The sequence below is a fragment of the Winslowiella arboricola genome (assembly GCF_025527015.1).
Taxonomy (GTDB): Bacteria; Pseudomonadota; Gammaproteobacteria; order Enterobacterales; family Enterobacteriaceae; genus Erwinia; species Erwinia arboricola.
The window spans coordinates 339,442-358,329 of record NZ_JAODIM010000043.1; the positions used below are offsets into that span (position 1 = coordinate 339,442).

General features: G+C 54.6%; 18 protein-coding genes. 12 read left to right on the plus strand and 6 right to left on the minus strand.

The features are described from left to right. Positions 1–2: 2 nt before the first annotated feature. Positions 3–1,328 (minus strand): SrfA family protein, encoded by a 1,326-nt coding sequence (locus N5923_RS19155; RefSeq protein WP_267144780.1) that lies wholly within the window; start codon positions 1,326–1,328, stop codon positions 3–5. A gap of 210 nt (positions 1,329–1,538) precedes the next feature. Between N5923_RS19155 and N5923_RS19160 the strand changes: the two genes are divergently transcribed. Then, positions 1,539–1,889, plus strand: a complete 351-nt coding sequence (locus tag N5923_RS19160) for a DUF1428 domain-containing protein (protein WP_267144779.1) — start codon at positions 1,539–1,541, stop codon at positions 1,887–1,889. 510 nt (positions 1,890–2,399) lie between these two features. Then, a complete protein-coding gene (locus N5923_RS19165) occupies positions 2,400–3,455 on the plus strand; it encodes a 2,3-butanediol dehydrogenase (protein ID WP_267144778.1) in 1,056 nt (351 codons plus the stop codon). Positions 3,456–3,489: 34 nt separating this feature from the next. Here the strand turns inward: N5923_RS19165 and N5923_RS19170 are convergent, their stop codons facing one another. Both N5923_RS19170 and N5923_RS19175 read right to left on the minus strand, forming a co-directional pair. Continuing rightward, positions 3,490–5,433, minus strand: coding sequence for a sigma-54-dependent Fis family transcriptional regulator (locus N5923_RS19170; RefSeq protein WP_267144777.1), 1,944 nt, complete (start codon positions 5,431–5,433; stop codon positions 3,490–3,492). A 173-nt stretch (positions 5,434–5,606) separates the two neighbouring features. Further along, entirely contained in the window at positions 5,607–6,785 is a 1,179-nt protein-coding gene (locus N5923_RS19175; protein ID WP_267144776.1) for a benzoate/H(+) symporter BenE family transporter, read from the minus strand. 98 nt (positions 6,786–6,883) lie between these two features. On the opposite strand from N5923_RS19175, the gene N5923_RS19180 reads away from it, so the two are divergent. Continuing rightward, positions 6,884–7,450 carry a helix-turn-helix domain-containing protein gene (locus tag N5923_RS19180; RefSeq protein WP_267145126.1) on the plus strand — a complete coding sequence of 189 codons (567 nt, stop codon included), beginning with the start codon at positions 6,884–6,886 and terminating at the stop codon, positions 7,448–7,450. Here the strand turns inward: N5923_RS19180 and N5923_RS19185 are convergent. Continuing rightward, positions 7,447–8,352, minus strand: a complete 906-nt coding sequence (locus N5923_RS19185) for a LysR family transcriptional regulator (RefSeq protein ID WP_267144775.1) — start codon at positions 8,350–8,352, stop codon at positions 7,447–7,449. The genes N5923_RS19180 and N5923_RS19185 overlap by 4 nt on opposite strands. 99 nt (positions 8,353–8,451) lie before the next feature. Between N5923_RS19185 and N5923_RS19190 the strand changes: the two genes are divergently transcribed. Both N5923_RS19190 and N5923_RS19195 read left to right on the plus strand, forming a co-directional pair. After that, positions 8,452–9,516, plus strand: coding sequence for an SDR family oxidoreductase (locus tag N5923_RS19190; RefSeq protein ID WP_267144774.1), 1,065 nt, complete (start codon positions 8,452–8,454; stop codon positions 9,514–9,516). A gap of 230 nt (positions 9,517–9,746) precedes the next feature. Then, entirely contained in the window at positions 9,747–11,102 is a 1,356-nt protein-coding gene (locus N5923_RS19195) for a hypothetical protein (RefSeq protein ID WP_267144773.1), read from the plus strand. Positions 11,103–11,106: 4 nt separating this feature from the next. Here the strand turns inward: N5923_RS19195 and N5923_RS19200 are convergent, their stop codons facing one another. Next, positions 11,107–11,532: a nucleotide triphosphate diphosphatase NUDT15 gene (locus N5923_RS19200; RefSeq protein ID WP_267144772.1), complete on the minus strand. Its 426-nt coding sequence runs from the start codon at positions 11,530–11,532 to the stop codon at positions 11,107–11,109. A 189-nt stretch (positions 11,533–11,721) separates the two neighbouring features. Between N5923_RS19200 and N5923_RS19205 the strand changes: the two genes are divergently transcribed. Beyond that, positions 11,722–12,147, plus strand: coding sequence for a DUF2231 domain-containing protein (locus tag N5923_RS19205; protein ID WP_267144771.1), 426 nt, complete (start codon positions 11,722–11,724; stop codon positions 12,145–12,147). Between the two features lie 9 nt (positions 12,148–12,156). Next, a complete protein-coding gene (locus N5923_RS19210; protein ID WP_267144770.1) occupies positions 12,157–13,467 on the plus strand; it encodes a PQQ-dependent sugar dehydrogenase in 1,311 nt (436 codons plus the stop codon). Between the two features lie 36 nt (positions 13,468–13,503). Here N5923_RS19210 and N5923_RS19215 read toward each other — a convergent pair whose 3' ends face one another. Further along, positions 13,504–14,139 (minus strand): two component system response regulator, encoded by a 636-nt coding sequence (locus N5923_RS19215; RefSeq protein ID WP_267144769.1) that lies wholly within the window; start codon positions 14,137–14,139, stop codon positions 13,504–13,506. Positions 14,140–14,414: 275 nt separating this feature from the next. Between N5923_RS19215 and N5923_RS19220 the strand changes: the two genes are divergently transcribed. The 5 genes from N5923_RS19220 (at position 14,415) to N5923_RS19240 (ending at position 18,886) form a co-directional block, all read left to right on the plus strand. Continuing rightward, a complete protein-coding gene (locus N5923_RS19220; protein ID WP_267144768.1) occupies positions 14,415–14,861 on the plus strand; it encodes a hypothetical protein in 447 nt (148 codons plus the stop codon). Between the two features lie 354 nt (positions 14,862–15,215). After that, complete coding sequence (locus N5923_RS19225; protein ID WP_267144767.1) at positions 15,216–15,749, plus strand: OsmC family protein; 534 nt, start codon at positions 15,216–15,218, stop codon at positions 15,747–15,749. 52 nt (positions 15,750–15,801) lie between these two features. Next, on the plus strand, positions 15,802–16,815 hold the full coding sequence (locus tag N5923_RS19230) for a quinone oxidoreductase family protein (protein ID WP_267144766.1): 1,014 nt from the start codon (positions 15,802–15,804) through the stop codon (positions 16,813–16,815). Beyond that, complete coding sequence (locus N5923_RS19235; protein ID WP_267144765.1) at positions 16,812–17,249, plus strand: PaaI family thioesterase; 438 nt, start codon at positions 16,812–16,814, stop codon at positions 17,247–17,249. Before N5923_RS19230 ends, N5923_RS19235 begins: the two co-directional genes overlap by 4 nt. Continuing rightward, positions 17,246–18,886, plus strand: coding sequence for an ABC transporter substrate-binding protein (locus N5923_RS19240; protein ID WP_267144764.1), 1,641 nt, complete (start codon positions 17,246–17,248; stop codon positions 18,884–18,886). The genes N5923_RS19235 and N5923_RS19240 overlap by 4 nt, the downstream gene beginning before the upstream one ends. Positions 18,887–18,888: the final 2 nt, after the last annotated feature.

The window sequence follows — 18,888 nt, forward strand, 5'->3', positions numbered from 1 at the left end:
AGTTACTTGTTCTCGCGTTTAATCGTCATCGGAAAGACCGTATCATTACCATAGCTTGCTTCACAAACCGCTGCGCCCGTCGCACCCTGTTTACAGGTGATTTCCGGCATTTTATAGCGGCTGCTGTCGCTGCAACGCGCGGTATAACGGCTGTTAATCACCAGATTACCGGAACTCATTAAACCGGCAGTAATATCGGCTTTACAGCTAATGCCATCGCCCTGAACAATCCGCGCCGTACCTTTGCCATTTTTCAGCTGATATTTCAGGCTCGGCGGCTTGCCGGTCGGCAGATTTTTCACATCCAGCGTGACACGCCAGCTACCGTTGAGGAATTTAGTCGATCCAATTTTCACCGCGTCAGCAGGCATCACCAGCGCATCTTTAGCGACCGGGGCCGCAGGTTCTGCGGCGGCGGCTTCAACTGGCGGCTCAACCGCAGGGGCTGCTACCGGTAGGGTTTCATCATGCGTGGCAGGTGCCAGCGGCAGAGTGGTTTTCTCCTCTGCCTGTGGCGCGGGCGCTACGGCGGCCACCGGTGCGGGCTGCACTTCACTGAGCGGCGCAGGCCTGGCGGCAGTTTCTGCTGCGGGCAGTTCCACCGGCTCAGCACGCTGTTGCTGCTGCACAGCAAAAGCCCCGGCAATTGCCAGCGGCGGTAATAACCACCAGAAACGGCGCCATGAGGCAGGTGCTTTTTTAACGGGAGGCACTGCAGCGGGCGCAGGCGCAGGCACCGCGATTTCGGCGACTGGGAGTTCAGGTTCTGGCAGTGGGGCAGCAACTGGCGTCACTACCACTGGTGGTTCGACACAGACCGGCACAATCGGCGGCAGGTTAACCTGCAGCGTGGCGCGCAGGCAGTCGAGCGCATCGGCGCGGGATTTTTTATCGAGATCGACAAAACCCCAGAAGGTAATCACCGGTTTGCCATCTACCAGATAGATATAGTTCTGATCGGGGAACTGAAAGGCTTTACTCAGCAACACGCCAAACAGCTGCATCGCCGGTTTCCCGGCACTCTGCGCGCGTTGACTGATCTCATTGACGCCGTTCTGACAGCTTTCCAGCAGGTTGATGGCGGAGGCGCGTTCGCTGTCGCTGGCGGCAATCCAGGATTTCACCCTTCCGCTGAATGGCGCATACCAGTCGATACGGTCACCGCTCTCATTGGCCTGGGGAATAGCCAGACAGTCAGCAATCTTTGGTTGTTTTCTGAGGCGCAGAGTCTCACGAAGTTGCAGGGCGGAGGCATAAACCGGTTGTCCATTTTCCCCTAACGCCAGTACTGCATCCAGGTTTCCGCTGCGTAAAAATGATTTTGCCACGTATAAGGGCCCTTATGTGACGATGCCTGAGGCAGAAAATAATGTGTTATCCAAGATTATGATTACTTTAGTTCTGATAATGACAAATCAAACGCCGGAATAAGCGCTAAAAGTGGCAACTCTCTGTGGCATCGATGGTTGAACGACTAAAATTAAGCCAGAGCGGGTTAGTTTCAGCCCGCTCCCCAACCTGAGTCAGGGAGTTACCAGATGAACTATGTCGATGGTTTTGTATTAGCGGTACCTGCCGTCAATAAGGAGGCTTACCGCCAGATGACCACCAGATTCGCCCCGCTGCTAAAAGAGTATGGCGCCATTCGCGTTGTCGAGTGCTGGGGAGATGATGTGCCAGAGGGTAAATTCACCGATTTCCGTGGTGCGGTAAAAGCGCAGGAGGATGAAGTGGTGGTATTTAGCTGGATCGAGTATCCGTCAAAACAGGTTCGCGATGAGGCGAATCACAAGATGATGGCGGATCCACGCATAAAAGAGATGGGTGAAATGCCATTTGATGGCCAGAGGATGATTTATGGCGGCTTTGCCCCATTGCTGGACGAATAGTAGTGTGTGTATGGTGTTACAGCGGTAACTGGTTACCGCTGTAACACTGAAGCACTATTCTCTGTCAGGAAAAGCAGCCTGTGAACCATCGATAATATCCGATCTCTTACTCATCTGAATGTCCTTATTCAGTGATAATAATGTCTTAATACACTCCGGATTTAACAAATTTGCGGAACAACATAATCTCTACGTTATATTGTTCACGCATTGGCTTCGACCCACTGCGTGCTGGAAACAGAGCCGCCCTGCGCATTAGTCAGTAACACTCCATCGTTTCACTGTTACAACTGTAACCCGTTACTGTTGTAACAGCGTGGATAAAAATAAATGTTCTGTTCATTGCTGTAAATCTTAACCTTATGAAACATAGATCTATTTCTCATCTTCCCGTTGCTAATATCACCTGCAAAAGCTGGCACAGATTTCGCTATATGCAACAGGGACACCTTTACCTGCACTGATTACGCCGGTGAGGGATGATTTATTTCTGTCGTAATGGAGAAGTTGATGAAAGCTGCACGTTGGCATCAGGTACGCGATATTAAAGTTGAAGAGATTAATGAACCGCAGGTTTCCGCCGGAAAGGTCAAAATCAAAGTCGCCTGGACCGGGATCTGCGGCAGTGACTTACATGAATATCTCGCCGGGCCGATTTTTGTGCCGGTAGAAAAACCACATCCGATCAGCGGCGATATTGCGCCGATTGTGATGGGCCATGAATTTTCCGGTGAAGTGGTGGAAGTTGGCGCGGGCGTCAGCAAAGTGAAAGCCGGTGACCGCGTGGTGGTTGAGCCGATCCTCTCATGCGGTGAATGTGAACCCTGTCGCGAGAAGAAATACAATCTGTGCGAAGGGATGGGTTTTCACGGTTTATCCGGTGGCGGCGGGGGTTTTGCCTCGTTTACCGTGGTGCAGGAGCATATGGTTCACCGCATGCCGGATGCGCTCTCCTTCGAGCAGGGCGCGCTGGTGGAACCTGCCGCGGTGGCGCTGCATGCAGTGCGGATGAGCACCCTGAAAGTTGGCGGCAAAGCGGCGGTGTTCGGCGCGGGTCCGATTGGCCTGTTGCTGATAGAAGCGCTACGCGCGGCCGGAGCTGCAGAGATCTATGTGGTTGAGCTGTCGCCACAGCGCTCCGCCAAAGCGCTGGAGCTGGGCGCGCGTCGGGTAATCGACCCAACTAAAGAAGATGCAGTTACAGTGATCCGCCAGCTGACTGACGGCGGTGTGGACGTCGCCTTTGAAGTCACCGGCGTACCGGCGGTGCTGAAACAGTGCATTAACAGCACCCGTTATGAAGGTGAGACGATTGTGGTGTCGATCTGGGAAGGTGAAGCGGCGTTCAATCCAAATACGCTGGTTCTGAAAGAGCGCTCAGTGAAAGGCATTATCGCCTATCGCAATATCTTCCCGGCAGTAATGGAACTGATGACCCAGGGCTATTTCCAGGCAGATAAGCTGGTCACCAAAAGAATCGAGCTGGACGATATCGTGGCGGAAGGTTTTGATGCGCTGGTGCGTGAAAAGCAGCAGGTTAAAATTCTGGTTCGTCCACCGCAATAAACGTTTAAGCCGGGTGCGATGACCCGGCTTGTCATCACTGTTCCCCGCTCAGCGGGGAGCGGATCCCCAGACGACGCATATGACGGTAAAGCGTCATCCGGCTGATGCCGAGCTGGCGCGCCACCGCCGTGCGGTTCCACTGTGTCGCCGTCAGTAACTGAATCAGCCTTAGCGCCTCAATATCAGTGGAAGGAGAGTGCAGGCTCGCGGGTTCAGCGGGCAAAGCGGCGGGCTGCTGGAAACTGTCCGGCAGATCTTCAGGCGCAATCGGGTGCTGTCCGGCCATCTGCTGAGCATAGTCAAGCGCATTGCGCAATTCGCGCAGGTTTCCTGGCCAGCTATGCTGTAGCAGCCGCTGGCGCGCGGCGCGGGTTAAGCCCGATTTCCCGTCCAGCATCCGCTCAATCACCACTTCAAGATCGCTGCGCTGGCGCAGGGGCGGCAGGATGATCTGCGCGCCATTGAGGCGATAATAGAGGTCAGCACGGAAATGACCGGCAGCGACGCGCTGCTCCAGCTGATAGTGAGAGGCACAGATCACCCTGATATCGACTGCCACTGGCCGCGATGCGCCAACCGGCAACACTTCATGCTCCGACAGCACACGTAACAGACGCGACTGCATCTCCAGCGGCATATCGCCAATTTCATCGAGGAACAGGGTGCCGCCACTGGCTTCCTGGATCAGGCCGCGTTTAGGTTTGCTGCTGGCGCCGGAAAAACTGCCAGGCATCGCGCCAAACAGTTCGCTTTCAATCAGCGTGGCGGGGATCGCGGCGCAGTTCACCGCGATAAAAGGCGCGTTTGCGCGATCGCTGGCATGATGAAAGGCTTTGGCAAAATACTCTTTACCGCTGCCGGTTTCCCCCTGTACCACCAGATTGATCGGGCTGTTCAGTAACTTAGCGGCACGCAGTAACTGCCGTTGCAGCGTCGCATCGCCACCATTTAGCGCCGCCAGGGGGTCAGGCAGGGATCGGTCGCCGGACGATAAGGCTGCGCGCGGACGCGGCGGCGGAGCGACGACGCTCAGGCAGAGCGCGCGACCACTATCGAGCAGGGCGATTAGCGCCGGGCGCTGACTACCAGTGTGGAGATAGCCCGGCAACTGATCAAAACTTTGCTGAAAAATTTGCTCAAAGCGCAAGCCGATCAGCGCACTGACAGCGGTTAACTCCGCGCGGATAAAACCCATTTCCGCTTCCAGCATGCGCTGCGCGCGGTGGTTATGGCCCACCAGACGACCAGCGGCGTCAAACGCCAGCAGGAAGTCAGGGTTGATATCGACAAATGAGGAGGTAAGACTCAGCTTCAGCACCCAGTCATACTGGTGATGATGGTTAAACCAGGCCTGTTCGATTTGCCACGCCGCCATCTGCGCAATTTGCAGCGTCAGATGCTGGCTCTCTTTCGGCTGCGGCGAGCGCAGCGCTGAAATATCCAGAACCGCTTTTAGCGGGCCGGTGGGGTCAAACAGCGGTACTGCACTGCAGGTGAGCGGAATATGGGTGGCGTCAAAATGATCATGCTGATGAACGGTCAGCGGCAAACCGGTCGCCAGCGCGGTGCCGACGGCACAGGTTCCCGCACTGGCTTCAGTCCACTGCGCGCCGGCAAACAGACCCGCGCGGCGCAAACGGATCGCCGCATGTTTATCGCCGATATAATCAACAGTGACGCCCTGCGCATTGGTCAGCAATACCATATAGCCAGCTGGCGCTACTTGTTGCCACAGCTGCGTCATCCCGTGCCAGGCAAAACGGCGAAACTCGTCGAGCGGTTCGCGATGCGCATGCAGTTCAGCGGCAGACAAAATCTGCGCCTGCTGCATACGAAAGGGATCAAGACCGTGAGAATCTACACAGCGTTGCCATGAGTCGCGGATCAGCGGATCCACCTCTGGCACTGCCATACCGCCGGTTTTGCCATAGATGGATTCAACCACCGTAGCAATATGTGTACGCTGAAGCTGATTCACCGATCTGTCTCTCCTCTGTCCTTGCCTCTGCTAAACCGCAGACGTCAATACTCCTGGTGCGGCGAGCGCAGATGGTAACGCCGCAAAAAATCAGGCTATTTTATCGCTGACGCCGCTTAAAAGCGATACGCCAGTCCCGGAGTGACAGAATAGTATTTATCACAGATAACCGCTTATCGCGTCCGTTGCGGCAGCGATAAAATCAGATGGGCCAGCACACCGCCGATTAAGCCCCAGAAGGCGGCGCCGACGCCCAGCAGCGTGACGCCAGAGGCCGTAATCAGAAAAGTAATGATCGCCGCATCGCGCTGCTTGCTGTCACTCAGCGCCTGATGCAGGCTGCCGGAAAGCGTACCCAACAGCGCCAGGCCGGCAATGGTATGAATCAGCGCCGCGGGCAGGGCGCTAAACAGCATACCGATGGCGCCGCCGAATACGCCAGCCAGCAGATAAAATGCCCCCCCGGCCATCGCGGCGATATAGCGGCGTTGCGGATTGGGGTGCACATCAGAACCCATACAGATCGCCGCGGTGATCGCCGAGATACAGACTGAAAAGCCACCAAAAGGCGCCAGCAGCAGTGAGGTCAGCGACGTCCAGCTAATCAGTGGCGATACCGGCGCCGGATAGCCTGCTGCTTTTAAGGTAGCGATGCCTGGCGCATTCTGTGATGCCATGGTCACCATAAAATAGGGCACGCCAATCCCCAGCAGAGTAGCCAGAGTAAAGTGCGGGGCGATAAACTGCGGCCAGGCAAAATGCACCGGCTGCTGCGGGAAATGAATGGTGCCCTGTAATATCGCCACCAGCAGACCCGCCAGCAGCGTCAGCATAATGGTGTAGCGTGCGACGAACCGTCGCGCCAGCAGCCATACCAGACACATCGTGCCGCTCAGGACAAAATTAACCTGCAGCGCGCCGAAAGCATCGAGGCCAAAACGCAGTAAAATCCCGGCCAGCATGGCGGCGGAGATGGCCAGAGGAATATGGTTCATCAGGCGGGCGAACAGTCCGGTCACGCCGCACAGCAGGATTAGCGCTGAGGCAAAAATAAAGATGCCAATGGCTTCATTGAGCGATACGCCAGGCAGGCTGGTGACCAGCAGTGCTGCGCCGGGCGTCGACCAGGCGGCGAGGATCGGCATACGGTAATACCAGGAGAGACCGATCGAGGTGATGCCCTGTCCCAGCCCCAGCACGGTGAGCCAGCCGCCAATTTGCAGCGGTGTGGCGCCAGCCGCTGCTGCGGCCTGAAAGATAATCGCCGCCGAACTGCTGTAACCAACCAGTACCGCGACAAAACCGGCGATAATCGCCGGGGTGAATTGAGATTCTGAGATCGCTGCGCGCATGGCTCTTAATCCTGCTAGTGCGTTATAGCGCACAACATAGCACCGTGCGTTATAACGCACAAGTCGCTATACTGGCGGGCAGAAAAGTGAGGAGTATGATGCAACAACTTAATCAGCAACTGGCGTTAACGCTTAAGCAATTGCGCGCGGAACGTCAGTGGAGTTTAACCGAGGCGGCGGCGCGCACCGGCGTCAGTAAGGCGATGCTTGGCCAGATTGAGCGCGCGGAATCCAGTCCGACGGTGGCGACCCTGTGGAAAATCGCCACCGGTTTTAATGTTGCCTTTTCCGCTTTTATTGAACCGGTGCTGACGCCCGCTCCGGTCACCGTGCAGCGTTATCGCGATCTGGCGGCCTTCAGTCAGGCCAGTGTCGGGATGCGCGTGGTACCGCTGTTTCCCTTCGACCATCAGCTCGGCTTTGATATGTTTGTCGTCGATCTGGCGCCCGGCGCGGTCAGCGCCTCTTCACCCCATCAACCGGGCGTGATTGAGCATGTTATCGTGATTGAAGGTCAGCTGGAGCTGATGGTCAATGATAGCTGGCATCAGCTGGCGGCCGGTGATGCGCTGCGCTTCCAGGCCGACTGCGCCCATACCTATCGTAATGCCACCACTGAGAATGTACGTCTGCACGATCTTATTCACTATCCGCTGGCGCGCTAATCGATTTTAAGCTGCTTTAGCGCCTGCAACAGTGCATCGACCTTTGGTGTCAGCTGCTTTTTCTGTGGCCATAGCAGATACAGCGGCAACCCTTCCACCACCAGCGGTTCCAGCAGTGGCGTCAGTTCGCCTCGCGCCAGCGGTTCACGCGCCAGCCAGCTGGCGATCTGCGCCACCCCCATACCGTCCACAACCGCCGTCAGCAAGGCTTCGCCATCGCCCAGCGCCATGGCATGTGAAATCTCACGCGTCATGCTGCGCCCGTCGGCGGCGGTAAATGTCCAGGGCGTGGTGCTGCCATCATGACGGGCATAGGCGACGCAGCGATGGGCACTGAGTTGATCGGCGGATAGGGGCGCACCATGCTGATGCAGATAGTCCGGCGCGGCGCAAAATATCAGTTGTTCACTGCCAAGATAGTGATAGCCCAGTGACGCCGGGTAATCGGCAGGGCCGCCGATACGTACCGCGATATCAATGCCATCTTCAATCAGGTCAATAAAACGATCGGTAAAGGTAATATTGAGTTGTACGTCAGGATATTCACGGCAGAAACGGTTAAGCAGCGGCAGCACCTGCAGACGGCCGAAGGAGTGCGGCAGGGCGATGCGCAGGCGTCCCGCCGGGCGGTTGCGCTGTGCCGCCAGCACCGATTCTGCTTCCGCCAGCTCATCCAGCACCCGACTGCAGGTCTGATAGAACGCCTGACCGGCGTCGGTCAGCATCAGGCTACGTGTGGTGCGGTCAAACAGACGCGAGCCAAGCCGCTCCTCCAGTCTGGCGATACTCTTACTGACCGCCGAGTTGCTCAGATGCAGCTTCTCCGCCGCGGCGGTAAAACTGCCGGTTTCTACACTGATTACAAATGGGGTGATGCCTTTCAGGCGGTCGCTGGAAATCATAGATTGATGAATTTTTGTCGTGAAATTTATGAATTTATACCCGAGATGGGAATTTAATTCCATATTAAGCTTTCTGTTATCACTTACAGGAGCAAAAAAATGAAATCACGTGCATTGATAGTGGGGGTCAGCGGCGTTGTGGGCAGCGCGCTGGCGACACGTTTACTGGCAGAAGGCTGGCAGGTTTATGGCCTGTCGCGCGGCAATACGCCGGTGCCGGAAGGTTGTATCGCACTGACTGCCGATCTGACTTCTGAAACGGCGGTCAACCAGGCGCTGCAAAATATTACAGTTGATAAGGTATTTTTCAGCGTCTGGGCGCGTCAGGAAAATGAACAGCAGAATATCCGCGTCAACGGCGCTATGGTGCGCCATGTGCTTGCGGCGCTCGGTGAAAAATTGCAGGGCGGCCATGTGGCGCTGGTCACCGGTCTGAAACACTACCTTGGCCCGTTCGATGCGTACGGTAAAGGTGAAGTGCCGCAGACCCCGTTCCGCGAAGAGCAGGGACGTCAGCCAGTTGAGAATTTCTATTACGCGCAGGAAGATGAAGTGTTTGCTGCGGCAAAAAAATACGCGTTCAGCTGGAGCGTACATCGTCCGCATACCATCATCGGTTATGCGCTGGGTAATGCGATGAATATGGGACAGACTCTGGCGGTATACGCCACCCTGTGCAAACAGAGCGGACAACCGTTTGTCTTTCCGGGATCGGCTCAGCAGTGGTCCGGCGTCACTGATATGACCGATGCGCGACTGCTGGCCAGTCAGCTGCTGTGGGCAGCTGACAGTGAACAGGCGGCAAACGAAGATTTTAATGTGGTCAACGGCGATGTTTTCCGCTGGCAGTGGATGTGGTCGCAGATTGCCGATTACTTTGGTATTGAAGCGATGCCCTTTAGCGGCGAGATGCAACCGCTGGAAGGGCGCATGCAGAATGCCGCTGCGCAGTGGCAGAAAATTGCTGAGCAGTATGGTTTACAGCAGACGGATATCACGAAGCTGGCGTCATGGTGGCATACCGATGCCGATCTGGGGCGTCCAATGGAAGTGATTACCGATATCAGTAAAAGCCGCAAAGCAGGCTTTAATGGTTATCAGTGTACCCGCGATGCCTTTATCGATCTGTTTGATAAACTGCGTGCGGAAAAACTGATTCCGTAACCGCTTTTCGTCCGCCCGGAAATACTAAGAGCAGAAGAATTTACAATTTCTGCTCTTAACTATAAACAATTGATTATTACGTGGTGGGCGAAATATAAGTATTTCCTATGGTGTGATTGATATCACAATGAGCTTTTTTTATAAGTCTGTCAGGTTTTGCCCTCTACGCTTAACATTCAGGGGAGAAAAAGGGTGTTTAATTTCTCCTTATAAATACCAAGGAGTGTTAAGTGATTACTGACAACAACAATAAATATCTTGCCGATCATTATCTGAGTATGCCGGATTTATCCACATCACCCGGGGCGAAACACTTCCTTGTGGAACTGCGACGTACGCTGTCGGTATCTGACAAACTGTTACCCTTCACCCCACAGTCAGCCGACCCTTTATGTTATCCTGCGCTGGCCAATGCGCTGACCCTGACCAAAAATATTACGCGGCAGCAGACATATTCCCCGGAAGAAGTTCAGCTGAACGGGGTAAATAAAGAACATGCTGATTATAGTGTGATTAATATGCCGTCCGATATTAATCCGTTAGCGCCAAAGGCAGAGGGGAATAATAATTATCTCCATGCGAACGGGGCAGTAGTGCGTGACGAGATCTGCATTGATATTCCTGAAAGTGTCATCAGTAAGTATGCACAGAACCTTAATTATTCCCCCCCGACCTCCTACGTCCGCAGGCTGGATTTTTTGCAGCGCCATGGCAGAAATGTCGGTTTAGTGCTCAGCCGTAATCTGGTGTCAGTGGCCATACCCACTACGCTGCGTGAATATGTGGCAAAAAATGTATTACCGGTATTATTAAAAAATGCGCCGGTCTCTGCTTCGGTCACCCTGGGGGCGATTGCTATTGCGATGCCGATTGCGTTACAACTGGCTGGCATTGCCCGCGATCTGCACGCGGGAACGCAGACAGCCGCCAGCCTCAGCGCGCGGCTGGCTAATATTGCGTTAATAACCGGTGCGGGTTCTGCACTGGTGGCTACCGCCGGGATTACCTTAGCCGCTAATGCGCTTATCGCTGCGGTATTTATTTATGTCCCGCTACGCGATATCGCCCAGTATTTTCTGCAATTATCGGACAACAGTAAGCCGGGGCTCAGTCTGGAAGCCTGTGGTAAATCTGCCATTGCCTACAGTGGCAATCAGATGCTGGTATCAGAAGGCATGACCCTGCTGTCCAGAGCGCTGGAACCGTTACTGGGGGCGGCGATCGCCAATATGTTAGGCAAGGCGATCATTAATACCATTGGCGAGACGGCCGATGAAATGACTTACCGCGGTCTGACTGCTCAGGCACAGCATAATTCTGCCGTCAGCTTTGATCTCCGCTTGCGTCCGTTGCCGGAGATCAACTATCAGACCGCCACCGACCGGCTGCTGACGACGGTGGCCGCGCGGGCATCGCAGTTCAGTTCCGTGTATTCAGGGGTGAATGCGGTGCCCTTTGCCGATGTGTTTAAAAGCATGATGATTGGACTGATGCTGGGTGCCGGTTATATTCCGTTCTTCTATTGTCACGCCCAGGCTGCGGCGCCACAGCCTGGCGCGCAGCGGGATAGTGAAGGCGGACGCTGACCGATTAGTCAGGGTGCGCCAGGCGGCTAAGCGTATTCGCGCCATACTGTAACAGCAGATTCTGCAGCGGTAAAAACAGCGGAGCGGGCAGTGCATCAACAGCAAACCACTGCCAGCCGCTGCATTTATCAGGTTCGCACAGCCGTGGCTCGCCAGCGGGTGCATAAGCCAGCGCAAACAGGGTGATATAGTGTTTCTGTTCATCAGCAAAAATATCATTGGTCACCGGGCCGCGCTCAATAGTCGCCAGCTGTAAACCGGTCTCTTCCAGCACTTCGCGCCGCGCGCACTGTTCCACCGACTCGCCAAACTCCAGATGCCCGCCTGGCGCAGACCAGCTTTCTGCGCCATGGCTGCCTTTGCGGCAACCCAGCAGTAGCTTTCCCTGGCGAAAAATCAGTACACCGACCCCCACTCGCGGATATTGCATAGCCTGCTCCTGTTAACTGTATGCGTCAGTATGCTGAAGGATAGTGACTGGCGGGTCAACGCGCTTAATCTGTTTGCGCTTTTAATTTACGCAATCTGATTAATTTTACTAATATATTACCTGTGGCGAAGAGCCTGCTGGCGACCTTCCCGCTGGCAGGCGTACTGATAATGACTAAGGAGTCTGTAAATGAAGGCCAATGGTAACAGGCAACAATCGGCGCTGGCCGTCGCGATTTATGAACTGTTAAACCCGCTGCCACTCGGCTTTTTTGTCGCTGGCTGGATATTCGATATTATTTATCTCTATAGCTATGAAATATTCTGGATCCAGGGCGCCAGCTGGCTGATTGTTTTCGGTTTATTGCTGGCGATAATTCCGCGGCTGATTAATCTGGTGCAGTTATGGATCACCCGCAGCATCCTGCCGCAGGCTGGCGCCAGAGTGCATTTCTGGGCTAATGCGCTGGCAGTGGTGCTGGCGATCGTTAACGCCTTTATTCATAGCCGTGATGCATGGGCGGCGGTGCCATCAGGGGTTACGCTTTCCACCCTGGTGGTGGTTCTGCTCAGCCTTGCCAATCTGCAACTCGCCCTGCGTCAGCGCACAGCTTAAGGAGATGTTATGAATCGAATCACAGGTGTGATCTTAACCCTGCCACTGCTGCTGACGGCTTGCGATGACGGTGCAAAAGTTGCGCCGGAACAACAGACAGGCGCCAGTCCGGTTCTGCCGGAAGCACAAAACTTTCTGCTGCCACCGATGCAGGTGCCGGAAGGCACGCCATGGAAGCAGGGAGAAACGCCGAAGGTCGCCGATGGCTTGAAAATTGAAAAGGTAGCTGACGGTTTCCTGCATCCACGTCAGCTCTATGTGTTGCCGAATAACGATATTCTGGTGGTTGAAGCCAACGGCCCGGCCAAACCGACCACCCGGCCAAAACAGCTGATTATGGGCGTGGTACAGAAGGCCTCCGGTAAAGGCGGTAAAGGCGGCGACCGCATTACTCTGCTGCGTAACAGCAACGGCGATGGCAAAAGCTGGGAAAAACATGTTTTCCTGCAACATCTCCATTCGCCGTTCGGCGTGCAGCTAATCGGCGATACGTTGTATGTGGCAAATGCTGACGGGCTGATGAAATATCATTATCAGAGCGGGGCGACGGAAATCAGCGATCCTGGCACCGAACTGACCGAACTGCCGGGCGGCCCCATTAATCATCACTGGACTAAGTCGCTGCTGGCCAGCCCGGATGGCAGCAAGCTGTATGTCGGGGTCGGTTCTAACAGTAATATTACTGAGAACGGTATCGGCGCCGAATATCGCCGGGCCGCGATTCTGGAAGTGGACACCAGGAGTGGCGCCAGCCGGATTTACGCCAGTGGCTTGCGTAATCCAACCGGTCTGCAATGGGAACCGCAAAGCGGAAAATTGTGGGCAGTGGTTAATGAGCGCGATGAAATCGGTGCAGATCTGGTGCCGGATTATCTGACCTCGGTGCAGGAAGGGGGTTTTTATGGCTGGCCATACAGCTATTTCGGTCAGCATATCGATCAGCGCGTACAGCCGCCGCGCCCGGATTTAGTCGCCAAAGCGCTTAAACCCGATTATGCGCTCAGTTCGCATGTTGCGCCGCTTGGCCTGTGGTTCTACACCGGCACCAATCTGCCGGCTGAATATCGTGGCGGCGCGTTTATCAGTGAACACGGTAGCTGGAACCGTAAACCACTAAATGGTTATCGGGTGGCGTGGGTGGCATTTAAAGATGGTAAACCGGTTGGTCAGCCTAAAACGGTGGTGAGCGGATTTCTTACTGACGATCAGAAACAGGTCAGAGGACTGCCCGTTGGCCTCGCGATGGATCAGCAGGGCGGTTTATTAATTGCCGATGATGCTGGTGATACCGTCTGGCGTGTCACCGCTGCGCAGCCTTAAACATTAATAGTGCCTGCCGCTCAGGGCAGGCACCGACTACAGCGTTAAACCAAGACGTCGTGAACAGCTCAGCAACTGCGTAACCTTATGCACATTGAGTTTGCTCATAATATTCAGTCGATGCGTCTCCACGGTTTTGACGCTAATGCAGAGTTGTTCGGCAATCAGCCGGTTACTGTGACCTTCAGCAATCATTTGCAGGATCTGGCGCTCGCGTGGCGTCAGCAGCTGACGCGGTTGCAGATCCTTGCGTATTGCATTGTGGATCGCTGCGCGATTAAGCGCCGGGTCGATATACTCTTTATTCAGCGCCACGCACTGCAACCCCGTCAGCAGAACCTGCTGACAACTGCTTTTCAGCACATAAGCCAGCGCGCCTGCGCAGAGCGCGCGTATGGCCAGATGCTCTTCATTACTGTCTGAATAGACCACAATCCGCATCTGTGGCCAGCGCTGATGCAACGTTGGCAGTATATCCAGGCCATTTATACCCGGCAGACTGCTGTCGAGCAGAAGGATATCCGGCTGGTATCGTCGGCAGGCGTTATATACTGCCAGCCCGTCGTTAATATACGCCACAATCCTGAAACAGGGGTGTGGGGCTAACATGCTGATAATGCCATTAGCAATAAGCTGATGATCATCCACCAGTAACAATTTTTGATCGGTCATATTCTGATTCCTTGTAAAAATCACCGCCGTCCGGCCTGACGAAAATAAATAATATGCTTAATGGTGAGTTTAATAATAATTAACCAAACAATGCTTGTGATAATCGACATATCAGTGTTTTTACTGATAGTGGCTTAGTCAGTCTGAATGCAATATAAACCGTCCTGATAAAACCGAAATTATTATTTATTTGTCATGTTCTTTTTTTCTCTATTAATTTAATCGCTATTTTTCAGAAAGTGACCATTTGCGAACCGCAACACAGGAGACAAATCATGCGACGTCGGGCAGCAACAGGAAGTAGTGGAGCGCCAGGGGGAGAGGTAAAAGCGCATCATATATTGCCATTAACACCGCGTCGCGAAGGGCGGCTCGGCTTTCGGCTGGCGGAACTGAAAAAGCAATATCTGCTAACGCTACAGGCGCAGCAACAGTGTCTTGCACGCAGTAATGCGCTTGGCATGCTGATGGAAAAAATGCTGGTGTGGTCGGGCAAACTGACACCGTCTGAACTGCGGATTCAGAAGCAAAAACTGGCAAGAATATATCTCCAGCAGCAGCAACTGACATTTCGGCAGCAAATGCTGATGCGCCAGTTAGAAAAATTACAGGCGCGACAAAATGAATTAATGCTGGAATTACATCATCTGATGTCCGGCAGGGATAATGTTACCGACGCCTTTGCCGGCAGAATGACACCTGTCTGCATTATTAAGCTATAAGTTTCAATTATCTTTCCTGCTACCGATAGTATCACTAATGGGGTGGCGTTCACCCCATTGCGCTGACAAATACCCAGAGCAGGATTGTTATCTGCACGGTTGATTAGCATTAAAAGACCTTTGCTTAGCATAAATACAGATTTATTCGTTGTTTTACCGATGCCAGCAGCAGCCAGCCTGATTGCCATTTTCGAACTTAGCTTAGCTTATTATTTCATTTCCACACAGCCTGTGGGGGATGGTAAAGCTGTTATCAGCGTCAATCACAGGAGCGATGTTCCTGATTTCTAAATTAATAACGCACGGGTAATAGTGGCTATTTCCCCGGCGGTGGCCGATTAATAAAGAGGAATAATGAGTAATTTAGCTGAATATTTAATTGAGAAACGGACTGCTTTGCTGGCGCGTAATGCAGTGGATCCGAGCAGCATTAAGCCGGTAACGTTAAAAGCGCGTGCGACTGCCGAAGGTCGTAGCGGCATCCGTCATATTCGTATCCGCGATCACCATATTATCAGCGACAGTCCGCCCGATTTTGCCGGTTACGATCTTGGCCCGGCCTCACCTGAAATCTTTCTTGGTTCGCTTTCCAGCTGTCTGACCCATATCTTTCTTATACATGCGGCCGACCGCCAGATCCCGCTAAGCAAGCTCGAAGTGGAAGTGCAGGCCGAAATTGATCCACGCGGCGGCAAAGTCGCTGGTTATGAGAACGTACCGTTCTTTCCCTATAACATTCGTTATACGGTGGAGCTGGAAAGCGATGTCAGTGAAGCGGAAATCAGTGCACTGCATGAAGCGGTGGAGCAGTGGTGTCCGGTACTGAATTTAATTAAAAACCCACAGTCGCTGACCGGCAGGCTGGTTTATCGCCAGACCGCTAAATAAGCCGCTGGTGCGAGTTGCAAACTATTGATGTAATTTTTTAATCGGGGAAAAAATGAAAGCCATTGTATTAAGAGAACATGGTGATAACGATCGGTTACGCCTTGAAAATGATTTTCCGGATCCGCAACCGGGCAAAGATGACGTTATTATCGCCGTCAAAGCCTCCTCCCTTAATTATCACGATATCTTTACCCGCCGTGGTATGCCCGGGATCAATTTACCCTTTCCGGTAATTATCGGTCTGGACGTTGCCGGTGAAATTATTGCCACCGGCGAAGCGGTCACTGAGTGGAAAGCTGGCGATCGTGTGTTAGCCGATCCTGTTAATCGTATCGACGGCGGTCTGATTGGTGAAACCACCCACGGTGGACTGGCCGAGCGCTGTCTGGTGCCCGCGCATCAGCTGATTGCCTTACCGGAAACCGTGTCTTATGCCGCCGCCGCTGCGCTGCCGGTGGCTTACGGCACCGCTTATCGCATGATGCAGCGTATCGGCCAGATTCAGCCGGGCGAAAAAGTGCTGATTCTTGGCGCCAGCGGTGGTGTCGGCGTCTGTAGCGTACAGCTGGCGAAACTGGCTGGCGCTTATGTGATTGCCTGTGCCGGCAGCGAAGAGAAAGCCAGCCGTCTGCGCGAACTGGGCGCTGACGAAGTGATTCTGTATCGCGATGAAGATTTTATGAAGACGATTTTTGCCCGTCACGGTAAACCGGCGCGGCGACGCGGTGCGGCGCAGCCGGGCGGCGTTGACGTGGTGGTCAATTTTACCGGCGGCGATAGCTGGGTGAAGTCGCTGCGCGTGCTGCGCGTCGGCGGGCGCCTGCTGACCTGTGGCGCGACGGCGGGCTTTGCGCCACAGGAAGATCTGCGCTACATCTGGACCTATGAACTGCAGATCCGTGGCTCTAATGGCTGGGAGCGCGAAGATTTGCACAGGCTACTGCAGCTGGTGGCGGATAAACAGCTGGAAGTGGTGATTGATCGCCAGTGGCCGCTGGAGCAGGGCGCTGAAGCGCTGGCAGCGCTGGAACAACGCCAGGTGTTTGGCAAGGTGGTGGTGGTATGAGCCAGCAGCTAACCGTCGCACAAATCGACACTATTTTCCAAAACTCTCCGTTTATTCACTGGCTTAACCTGCGTGTTGATGAAGTCAATTACGCCGCCGAAACCCTCACGGTCACCGCGCCGATGCGCGCGGAATTTGAGCGCAAAGCGGGCAGCGGGCAGTGGCATGGCGGCCCGCTGGCTTCGATTATCGATACCGTCGGCGATTTCGCACTCGGCATGTTACTGGGGCAGGGGCTGCCGACCATTAACTTTCGTGTCGACTACCTGCGTCCGGCGATTGATACCGATTTGCAGGTGGTGGCGCGCGTGCGGCGTCTTGGCCGCAGCGTCGGGGTCGCGGATGTGGATGTGTTTAATCAGCAGGGGCAGTTACTGGCTATTGGTCGCGCCAGCTATGCCACCACTGTTATTTCCGGTGAGAAAAAATCATGACTATCAATCATTCACGTCGTCGTTTACTGACGGTGGCGGCTATAGGATCCGGACTGGCGGCTGCCGGTAAGTTCAGCGCCTTCTCTCTGCTCAGTCCCGCCAGCGCGGCAGCGGTCAGCGCCGCCGTACCGCGAAAAGGCGGCACGCTGGTGATCTCGTGGGGCGGGCTGGAACCGCAGGCGCTGTATGTGCCCGGCGGCGGCGGTTCCGCGCCGTTTCAGACCTCAACCAAAATCCTTGAACGCCTGCTGAAACTGGATAATAACCTGCAATTCCAGCCAGCGCTGGCGGAGCAGGTCACGCCAGCCGCAGATTTTAAAAGTTACACCATTACCCTGAGAAAAGGGGTGAAGTGGCATGACGGCAATGAGTTTAGCGCGGAAGATGTGGTGTTTAACGCGCTGGAACACTGGAAAGCGATCTCAGCCGGTATTGCGCTGAAATCATTGCAAGCGGCGGAAGCGCTGGATCCGCATACGGTAAAACTCAGTTTTTCCGTGCCGGTGCCGGAGTTCTTCCTGAAATCGACCCTCGCCGGACAGTATCAGTTAGTGCTGCCAAAACATCTGTATGCGGGCAAAGATCTGCTGACCAACCCGGTCAACAATCGCCCGGTCGGTACCGGCCCGTGGAAATATGGTAACTGGGTGCGCGGCAGCCATGTGGAGTATACGCGCAATGACGCTTACTGGTCCGCCGGGCAACCCTGGCTCGACAAGCTGATAGTGCGCTGGTGGGGTGATGCCGCCTCCCGTTCCGCTGCACTGGAAACCGGCGAACTGAGCGTGGGTTACTCCAATCCGGTGCCGGCGCGCGAGATCGATCGTCTGGTAAAAACCGGCAAAGTGGTGCTGGATACGCGCGGCTATGAAAACTCCGCCTGGACGGTGACCGCGGAATTTAACCAGCGCCGTGAGCATGTGAAACGCCGTGAGGTCCGGCAGGCGATTCTGCATGCCATTGATCGCCAGTTTATTATTAACACCATCTATTTTGGTCGCGGCAAGGCGGCGGTTTCGCCGATCTTTAGCAGTAACTCCCTGTTTTTCACTGCCGATGTGCCCACCTATGATTTTAACCCGGATAAAGCACGCCAGTTGCTCGATCAGGCCGGGTTGCCGTTAAAGGGCGATACACGCTTTACGGTTAACCTGCTGGCGGCAGCCTGGTTTGAGGAGAACGCCAAACTGGGGCAGTACCTGAAACAGGCGCTGGAAGATGTCGGTATTGGCGTGCGGCTCGATTCGGTCGATCGCGCGACCGCGTTAAAACGCATCTACAGCGATTATGACTACGATATTGCCATCTCCAACTTTACCGCGCCAATTGAACCGGTGCCGACCGTCACGCAGTTTTTTACCACTGACGGCATCGTTAAAGGCGGCGCGTTCCGCAATGCCACCGGCTTTAGCCTGCCGGCAATGGATCAGCTGGTGGCGGCGATCACCATTGAAACCGACGAAGCCAAACGCAAAAGTTTAGTGCACCAGTTTGCTCAGCTGGCCAGCAGCGAAGTGCCGATTGTGCCGCTGGTGGAGATGCAATCCTTTACCCTGGCGCGCAGCAATGTACGTAGCTTCACCACCGACGCCAATGTGCAGGGGACGGCGCTGAATGATGTCTGGCTGGCGGAGTAAAC